Raw genomic sequence first — 6636 nt, 5'->3', positions numbered from 1 at the left:
CGGTGCTCGGGTTCCTGCTGCTGCAGACGGTTCCGGGGGTCGCGGCGCGGTGGCGGGCGGACGCGGTCGCGCGCCGGTAGCGCAGCGGGGTCGCGGGTGTGCGCGGAGTGCTCGTCTCGGGCGCGACATCACTGGTCATCGGCCATTCCGCCGGTTTTTGTCGGTGCCGCCGGCTACCGTGCTCCCCAGATCACACGACGAGGGAGCGATCGCATGTCTGCCACGACGACCTACCTGGAGCTGTCCGAGGCCGGCGGTGGTGCGCACAAGTTCTACGAGGTGCGGGTCGACGGCGCCGAGGTCACCATCACCTTCGGGCGCATCGGGGAGTCCGGGCAGGTCCGGCAGTCCTCCTTCGCGGACCACGACAAGGCGGTCAAGGCCGCGCAGAAGAAGATCGGCGAGAAGGTCCGCAAGGGCTACGCCGAGGCCGTGCGGGGCGTGCGGCAGCGGCGGGCGGTGAGCAGGCGGGAGATCGTCAGCACCCGGTCGACCGCGCGGCAGGCACCCGTGCTGTGGCGGTTCGCCTCCGGGGCGCCCGCGTTCGGGATCTTCATCGGCGAGGACCACGCCTGGGTCGGCAACGAGAACGGCGACGTCTACACGCTCACCCACGACGGTCAGGTCACCGGGCGGTTCGGGCTGCCCGACGCGGTCAAGTGCATCGTCGCCGACGACTTCTGGATCTACGCGGGCTGCGACGACGGCAAGGTGTACGACCTGGGCGGCAAGGTGCCGCGCGTGGCGTACGAGATCTCCGAGGACGTCGACATCTACTGGCTCGACATCCACGACGGCGTGCTCGGCGTGTCCGACCGGCAGGGCCGGGTGACGGTGGTCGACCACGAGGACGAGTTCCAGTGGTCGCGGCGCGCCAGCGGCGACGGGGCGTGGATGGTGCGGTGCTCGGACGAGGGGATCTTCCACGGGCACTCGCGGGGCGTCACGCACTACAGCGGGCGCGGGGACGAGGCGTGGCACTCGGACACGTCCGGGGCGGTGCTGTTCGGCTGGCAGGAGCGGGACGCGGTGTACGCGGGCACCTCGCGCGGGCTCGTGCACCGGTTCGCCAAGTCGACCGGGCGCGAGACCGCGTCCTACCGGTGCGACGCGGCGGTGTTCTCCTGCGCGACCTCGCCGGACGGGGAGTTCGTGTTCGCCGGGGACAACCAGTCGTCGGTGTACTGCTTCGCCGCCGACGGCACCCGGCTGTGGAAGCTGGCCACGGGCTGCGGGTCGGCGTTCTCCATGCAGTACCGGGACGAGCGGCTGTACCTGGTGACCACGGACGGCTCGCTGGCCTGCCTGGACGCGAGCCCGGAGGCGGTGCGCGCGGCCGAGCAGGGGCAGGTGCCGGAGCGGGTGGACGTCAAGGCGGGGGCGATCGCCCGCGTCGAGGCCACGGCCGAGGTGGAGGTCGTGTCGGTCGCGCACGTGCCCGCCGGGGAGGGCGTGGTCGTGGAGTGCGTGCAGGAGGGCGGCAGGCTGCGGGTGCACGTCGTGTCGGACGGGTACGAGTGGTCGCGCGGGGTGCAGTTCCCGAAGAACATCCGGGTGCCGGGGGCGCGGTACCTGGTGAGCGACGTGGTGACCTCGGCGAACGGGGCGTTCTACCGGGTGCGCGGGGAGATCAGGCGGTTGAGCTGAGCGAGGGGCGGGAGCGCCCGCCCAGGGCGCTCCCCCGCCTCACAGCCAGTCGTGCTCGCGCGCGTACCGGGCCGCCTCGTGCCTGGTGCGCGTCTGCGTCTTCTGCATCGCGTTCGACAGGTAGTTGCGCACGGTCCCCTCGGCCAGGTGCAGCCGGGCGGCGATGTCGGCCACCGAGTAGCCCTCGCTCGTCACGCGCAGGACGTCGACCTCGCGGTCGGTGAGGGGGCAGTCGTCCACGACGGCCAGCGCGGACACGTCCGGGTCCACCCAGCGCTTGCCGCCGTGCAGGGTCTTGATCACGGTCGCGATGTGCGAGGGGTCGGCGGCCTTGCTGACGAAGCCCTGCACGCCCAGCTTCAGCGCCTTGCGCAGCACGCCGGGGCGGGCGTGCCTGGTCAGCATCAGGATCACCTGGCCGGGCAGCTCGGCGCGGATGCGGGCGACCGCGCCGAGGCCGTCGACGCCGGGCCTCTCCAGGTCGACGACGAGCACGTCGGGCGGGTGGCGCTGGGTGGCGTCGCCGGCGGACTCGCCGTCGTGGGCCTCGGCGAGCACGGTGATCTCGCCCTCCAGCGGCAGCAGCGCCGCCATGGCCTTGCGCAGCAGCGCCTCGTCGTCGGCGAGCACCACGGTGGTCATCGGTCCCCCTCCTGGCCGGTCGCGGGCAGCCGCGCCGCGGTCGTGAAGGAGCCGTCGCGCTGCTCGGCGGTCAGCGTCCCACCGCGCCCGGCGAGGCGTTCGGCCAGGGCGGCGAGTCCGCGCAGTGCGGGCGGGGCGTCCTGGGCGCCGTCGTTGACGATGGTGATCGCGGACGCGGACAGGGTGATGGCCACGCGGGTGGCCTGGGCGTGCCGCAGGATGTTCGTGGTGGTCTCGCGCAGCACCTGGCCGAGCAGCTCGCTCGCGCCTTCGTCCACATCGGACTCGCGGCGCAGCCGCACCCGGATTCCCGCCGCCTCGAACAGGTTCTTGGCGTTCTCCAGCTCGGCGGACAGGTTGAGCCGCCGCTGCGCGTACACCAGGTCCTTGGTCTGCGCGATGGTGTCGGCGACCAGGGCGTGCACCTCCCGCAGCTCCTCCTCGGCGCGGTCCACGTCCACCCGCAGCAGCTTCCGCGCCAGCGCGACCTTGAGCTTGACCACGTGCAGCGTGTGCCCCTGGATGTCGTGCAGGTCGCTCGCGAACCGGACCCGCTCGCGCACCACCGCCAGCTCGGCCTCGCGCTCGCGGGCCTCGTCCAGCTCGTTGACGATGTCGTAGAACCGCTGGCTGGGGAACATCGCCGCGGCCATCAGCGCGGTGACCGCGGCGGGGAGGGTGACGTACTCGTGGAGGACGTCGGGGCCGTCGAGCAGGACCTTCACCCCGCCCACGGCGGCGGTGAACGCGATCAGCCCGACGATCGCCGGGTAGCGGTGGCGGGGCAGCGTGGGGATCGCGAACGTGCCGACGATCGCGAGGCCGAGGTACCCGGTGGCCCCGCCGGTGACCAGCGCGGTGAGCACCCACACCGCGGCGCCCGCGGCCAGCAGCGGGAGCAGGAACCGGTGCAGGTCGCCGGAGGTCCACAGCAGGTAGCCGACCACCCCGACCGACGCCCCGACCAGCATGACGGCGGCCTGGACGAGGGTGGTGGCGTCGACGAAGATGCTCACCGCGGCCACCAGGACCAGCGGCGGGACCCCGCTGAGGAGGTTGAGCCTGCGGATGGGCCCTCGCGTGACCACCGTCCGCTCGCGCTCGCGCGGTGATCCGGTCCTCATGGGGTTTCTCCGTGGTCGGGGGCGGGCCGCCCACCAGTGTGCGGTGTGGACGGACCGGGCCGCCAGTGACGTGGTGTCACGGGTGGGCCCTGAGAGATGTCACGGGTGATCGGTGACGCGGGCGCACTGCCGGGTGAGCGCCGCGGCGGCTGGAATTGGCGCCATGACCTCCACCGCTGTCATCGACGTCGAGAAGCTGAACCTGGCCTACGGCGACTTCCAGGCCGTGAAGGACCTGTCGTTCCAGGTCCGGCGCGGTGAGCTGTACGCGCTGCTGGGCACCAACGGGGCGGGCAAGACCTCGACGCTGGAGATCGTCGAGGGGCACCGGGGCGCCACGTCCGGGACCGTGCGGGTGTTCGGCAAGGACCCGCGCGACCGGCGGGCGGTGCGGCCCCGGATGGGGATCATGCTGCAGGAGAGCGGGTTCGCGCCGGAGCTGACGGCGCGCGAGTCGGTGGCGCTGATCGGGGCGCTGAGCGGGCGCGAGGACGACGTGGACCGGGTGCTCGACGTCGTCGACCTGACCCGCAAGGCGGGCACGAAGGTCTCGCAGCTGTCCGGCGGCGAGAAGCGGCGGCTGGACTTCGCGACCGCCGTGTACGGCACCCCCGACCTGATCTTCCTGGACGAGCCGACGACCGGCCTGGACATCCAGTCCCGCGACGACCTGTGGGAGGCGGTGGACCGGTTGCGGGAGAACGGTTCCACGATCGTGCTCACCACGCACTACCTGGAGGAGGCGCAGCAGCGCGCCGACCGGATCGGGCTGATGCACCGGGGCTCGCTCCGGCGGGAGGGCACGGTGGCCGAGCTGACGCGGGCGCTGCCGTCGGCGATCCGGTTCTCCCTGCCGCCGAACGCCCCGCAGCCGCCGCTGCCCGCCATGCGGCTCGACGGCGGGGCGCTGCGGGTGGAGACGTTCGAGCTGGAGGACGACCTGTACGCGCTGCTGGGGTGGGCGCGCGCGAACGGGGTGGCGCTGCCGGACCTGGAGGCCGGGCCGACCCGGCTGGACGACGTGTTCCGCTCGCTCGACGACAACTGACCGCTTCTCACCACCGCCGCTTTTTCCACCACCGGGGAAGGGAATCCCATGTTCTCGATCGCGCTCAGCGAGCTGCGCCAGCTGTTCCGCAACCGGCTGGTGCTGATCACCAGCCTGGTCATGCCCGCGGCGGTCAGCGCGTTCTTCATCAACCAGCACGAGGTGTTCGCCGGGCTCGGCGGGCTCGGGTACATCGCGACGATCGTGCTGTTCACCGTGGCCTCGATCGGGCTGTACACGACCGTGGTGACCACGCTGGCCTCCCGCAGGCAGAACCTGTTCCTCAAGCGGCTGCGCTCGACGCCGCTGAGCGACGCGGGCATCCTCGCCGGGCTGGTGCTGCCGCTGACGCTGATCTCGCTGGTGCAGGTCGCGGTGATCCTGGTGGTGCTGGCGGCGGTGACCAGCGCGCCGGAGAACCCGGCGCTGCTGGTGGTGGCGGTGCTGGCGACGCTGGTGATGCTGCTGGGGCTGGGGCTGGCGACGGCCGGGGTGACGAACTCGCCGGAGCACGCGCAGGTGACGACGCTTCCGGTCACGCTCGGCGTGATCGGCGTGGCGAGCTGGGTGGGCATCGCGGGGACCGAGGAGCTCGCGCTGGTCAAGCGGCTGCTGCCGGGCGGCGCGGCGGCGGAGCTGGTGGGCGACGCGTGGAACGGGGGCGCGGAGCTGGGCGACTCGCTGCTGCTGCTGGGGCCGACGCTGGCGTGGGTCGTGGTGGCGGTGCTGCTGGCGGCCCGCATGTTCCGCTGGGAACCGCGCCGCTGAGCGGGCCCTGTGAGGTCGGCCACCGGTTCCGGGTGGGGTCGCCGCGCCGCACGTACGCTGCGGCGACCCTCCGGACGGCCGAACGAGGACCCGATGCCTTACACCGTCATCCTGCGCACCGGAGCCCTGGACTCGGCGATCGCCGGGGCGGGGCTCGACGGCGTCTCCGCGGCGGCGGCGATGTCGCTGTCGCCGTCGGCGCTGGCCGTGGTGCGCGCGGGCGTGCGACCGCCGGACGCGGAGTTCATCGCGGGGGCGCTGGTGGCGTTCCCGGAGCTGGGGTTCGGGGACCTGTTCGAGATCACCCGCGAGGCGGACGACGAGCTGGGCGACGAGCTGGGCGACGAGGCGGACGACTGATCCCGCCGGGGCTGCGGCCGGGGAAGCGCTGCGGCGGGACCGGACCGCCCACCGGCGGACGGCAGCCCGGTCGCGGCTCGCCGCGCCGCGACGAGCCCGAGCACGCGCTCCGCCGCCTCACCGGGGTCCTCGTGCTCCCACACCCGCACGACGAGCCACCCCGCCTCGGCCAACCGGGCGTCGGTGTCGCGGTCGCGCAGCACGACCCCGCGGAGCTTGAGCCGCCACCACGTCCGGTTGGCGCGCGGGAGCTGACCGTGGTCCGGGCAGGAGTGCCGGAAGCAGCCGTCGACGAAGAGCGCCACGCGGGCGCCCCGGAGCAGGACGTCGACGCGCCTGCGGCGGTTCGTGCCGGGCGGTGAGCGGTCCACGACGAAGCGCAGCCCCCGGCGGTGGAGGGCGCTGCGCAGCGCGAGCTCGGGCCGGGTGCCGGACGCGCGCATACGACGCATCACCTTCGCCGTGGCGGGAGAGCTGGGCGGTGGTGGCGGATCGGGATCGGTGTACCTGCACACGTGGGCGCGGTCCCGGGGACCACCGACCGTTCCGGCGTCCCGCCCGTCACCACCCCAGGGCCCTGATCGGCCCCAGCACCGCGCCCACCCGCACCGCCGCCGCGGGCTGATCGGTGCGGCGCTCCTCCAGCGGGGTCATGCCGCGCAGGGCGCGGTTGCGGGCGCCGTCGGGTTCGGTCGCGAACAGGACCGCCGCGCTCGCCTCGCCGTCGCCGCCCGCCAGCGACCAGGCCCACTGGCCGCTCTCGTCCAGGCTCCCCGCCGGGGCGGCGGGATCCACCTGACCCGGTTCGACGACCGCGTGGGGCGTCCTCGGCTCCGACGCCGCGTTCGGGGCGCGCCACACCACCTGCCCGTCCTTGCGCACCTCGGACACGTGGTAGGGCTGCCGGTACTCGCCGTACAGTGCCACGAACGCGGCGGCCAGGCGCATCGGGGTGGTCGCGAGGGTCCCGCGCTCGCCGTCGACCTCGGTGACCAGCATCCGCTCCAGCCGCTCCGGGTACCCGTCCTTGGTCGCGCCGTCGCCGAG

7 protein-coding genes and 1 pseudogene are annotated in these 6636 nt (G+C 73.6%); 4 read left to right on the top strand and 4 right to left on the bottom strand.

Annotation, left to right across the window (positions count from 1 at the left end):
- The first annotated feature begins 213 nt into the window (after positions 1 to 213).
- The gene (locus ACTUAL_RS05385) at positions 214 to 1647 is read left to right on the top strand and encodes a WGR domain-containing protein (protein ID WP_096492213.1); all 1434 of its coding nucleotides are present in this window, start codon (positions 214 to 216) and stop codon (positions 1645 to 1647) included.
- A gap of 39 nt (positions 1648 to 1686) precedes the next feature.
- On the opposite strand, the gene ACTUAL_RS05380 is transcribed toward ACTUAL_RS05385, so the two are convergent.
- Positions 1687 to 2289 carry a response regulator transcription factor gene (locus tag ACTUAL_RS05380; protein WP_440899465.1) on the bottom strand — a complete coding sequence of 201 codons (603 nt, stop codon included), beginning with the start codon at positions 2287 to 2289 and terminating at the stop codon, positions 1687 to 1689.
- Positions 2286 to 3413, bottom strand: coding sequence for a sensor histidine kinase (locus tag ACTUAL_RS05375; RefSeq protein ID WP_096492211.1), 1128 nt, complete (start codon positions 3411 to 3413; stop codon positions 2286 to 2288). The genes ACTUAL_RS05380 and ACTUAL_RS05375 overlap by 4 nt, the downstream gene beginning before the upstream one ends.
- Positions 3414 to 3576: 163 nt before the next feature.
- Between ACTUAL_RS05375 and ACTUAL_RS05370 the strand changes: the two genes are divergently transcribed.
- The 3 genes from ACTUAL_RS05370 to ACTUAL_RS05360 all read left to right on the top strand — a co-directional run bounded on the left by ACTUAL_RS05370 (position 3577) and on the right by ACTUAL_RS05360 (position 5589).
- On the top strand, positions 3577 to 4461 hold the full coding sequence (locus tag ACTUAL_RS05370) for an ABC transporter ATP-binding protein (RefSeq protein ID WP_440899464.1): 885 nt from the start codon (positions 3577 to 3579) through the stop codon (positions 4459 to 4461).
- A 48-nt stretch (positions 4462 to 4509) separates the two neighbouring features.
- Complete coding sequence (locus tag ACTUAL_RS05365; protein ID WP_096492209.1) at positions 4510 to 5229, top strand: ABC transporter permease; 720 nt, start codon at positions 4510 to 4512, stop codon at positions 5227 to 5229.
- Positions 5230 to 5322: 93 nt separating this feature from the next.
- Complete coding sequence (locus tag ACTUAL_RS05360) at positions 5323 to 5589, top strand: transcriptional regulator (RefSeq protein WP_177154623.1); 267 nt, start codon at positions 5323 to 5325, stop codon at positions 5587 to 5589.
- Between the two features lie 281 nt (positions 5590 to 5870).
- Here the strand turns inward: ACTUAL_RS05360 and ACTUAL_RS05355 are convergent.
- Positions 5871 to 6041: pseudogene (locus ACTUAL_RS05355) on the bottom strand (very short patch repair endonuclease); the annotation flags it as partial.
- Positions 6042 to 6150: 109 nt separating this feature from the next.
- Positions 6151 to 6636, bottom strand: a 486-nt coding sequence (locus ACTUAL_RS05350) for a hypothetical protein (RefSeq protein WP_440899463.1), incomplete at its 5' end; no start/stop codon positions are given.

The organism is Actinosynnema sp., from assembly GCF_052038725.1.
The sequence above is the reverse complement of the archived record's forward strand: the minus strand, read 5'-3'. Positions and strand labels throughout refer to the sequence as shown.

Bases quoted from the DNA above. Each gene is read 5' to 3' on its own strand.
- ACTUAL_RS05385 (WP_096492213.1), top strand. From the start codon at position 214: ATGTCTGCCACGACGACCTACCTGGAGCTGTCCGAGGCCGGCGGTGGT.
- ACTUAL_RS05380 (WP_440899465.1), bottom strand. From the start codon at position 2,289: ATGACCACCGTGGTGCTCGCCGACGACGAGGCGCTGCTGCGCAAGGCC.
- ACTUAL_RS05375 (WP_096492211.1), bottom strand. From the start codon at position 3,413: ATGAGGACCGGATCACCGCGCGAGCGCGAGCGGACGGTGGTCACGCGA.
- ACTUAL_RS05370 (WP_440899464.1), top strand. From the start codon at position 3,577: ATGACCTCCACCGCTGTCATCGACGTCGAGAAGCTGAACCTGGCCTAC.
- ACTUAL_RS05365 (WP_096492209.1), top strand. From the start codon at position 4,510: ATGTTCTCGATCGCGCTCAGCGAGCTGCGCCAGCTGTTCCGCAACCGG.
- ACTUAL_RS05360 (WP_177154623.1), top strand. From the start codon at position 5,323: ATGCCTTACACCGTCATCCTGCGCACCGGAGCCCTGGACTCGGCGATC.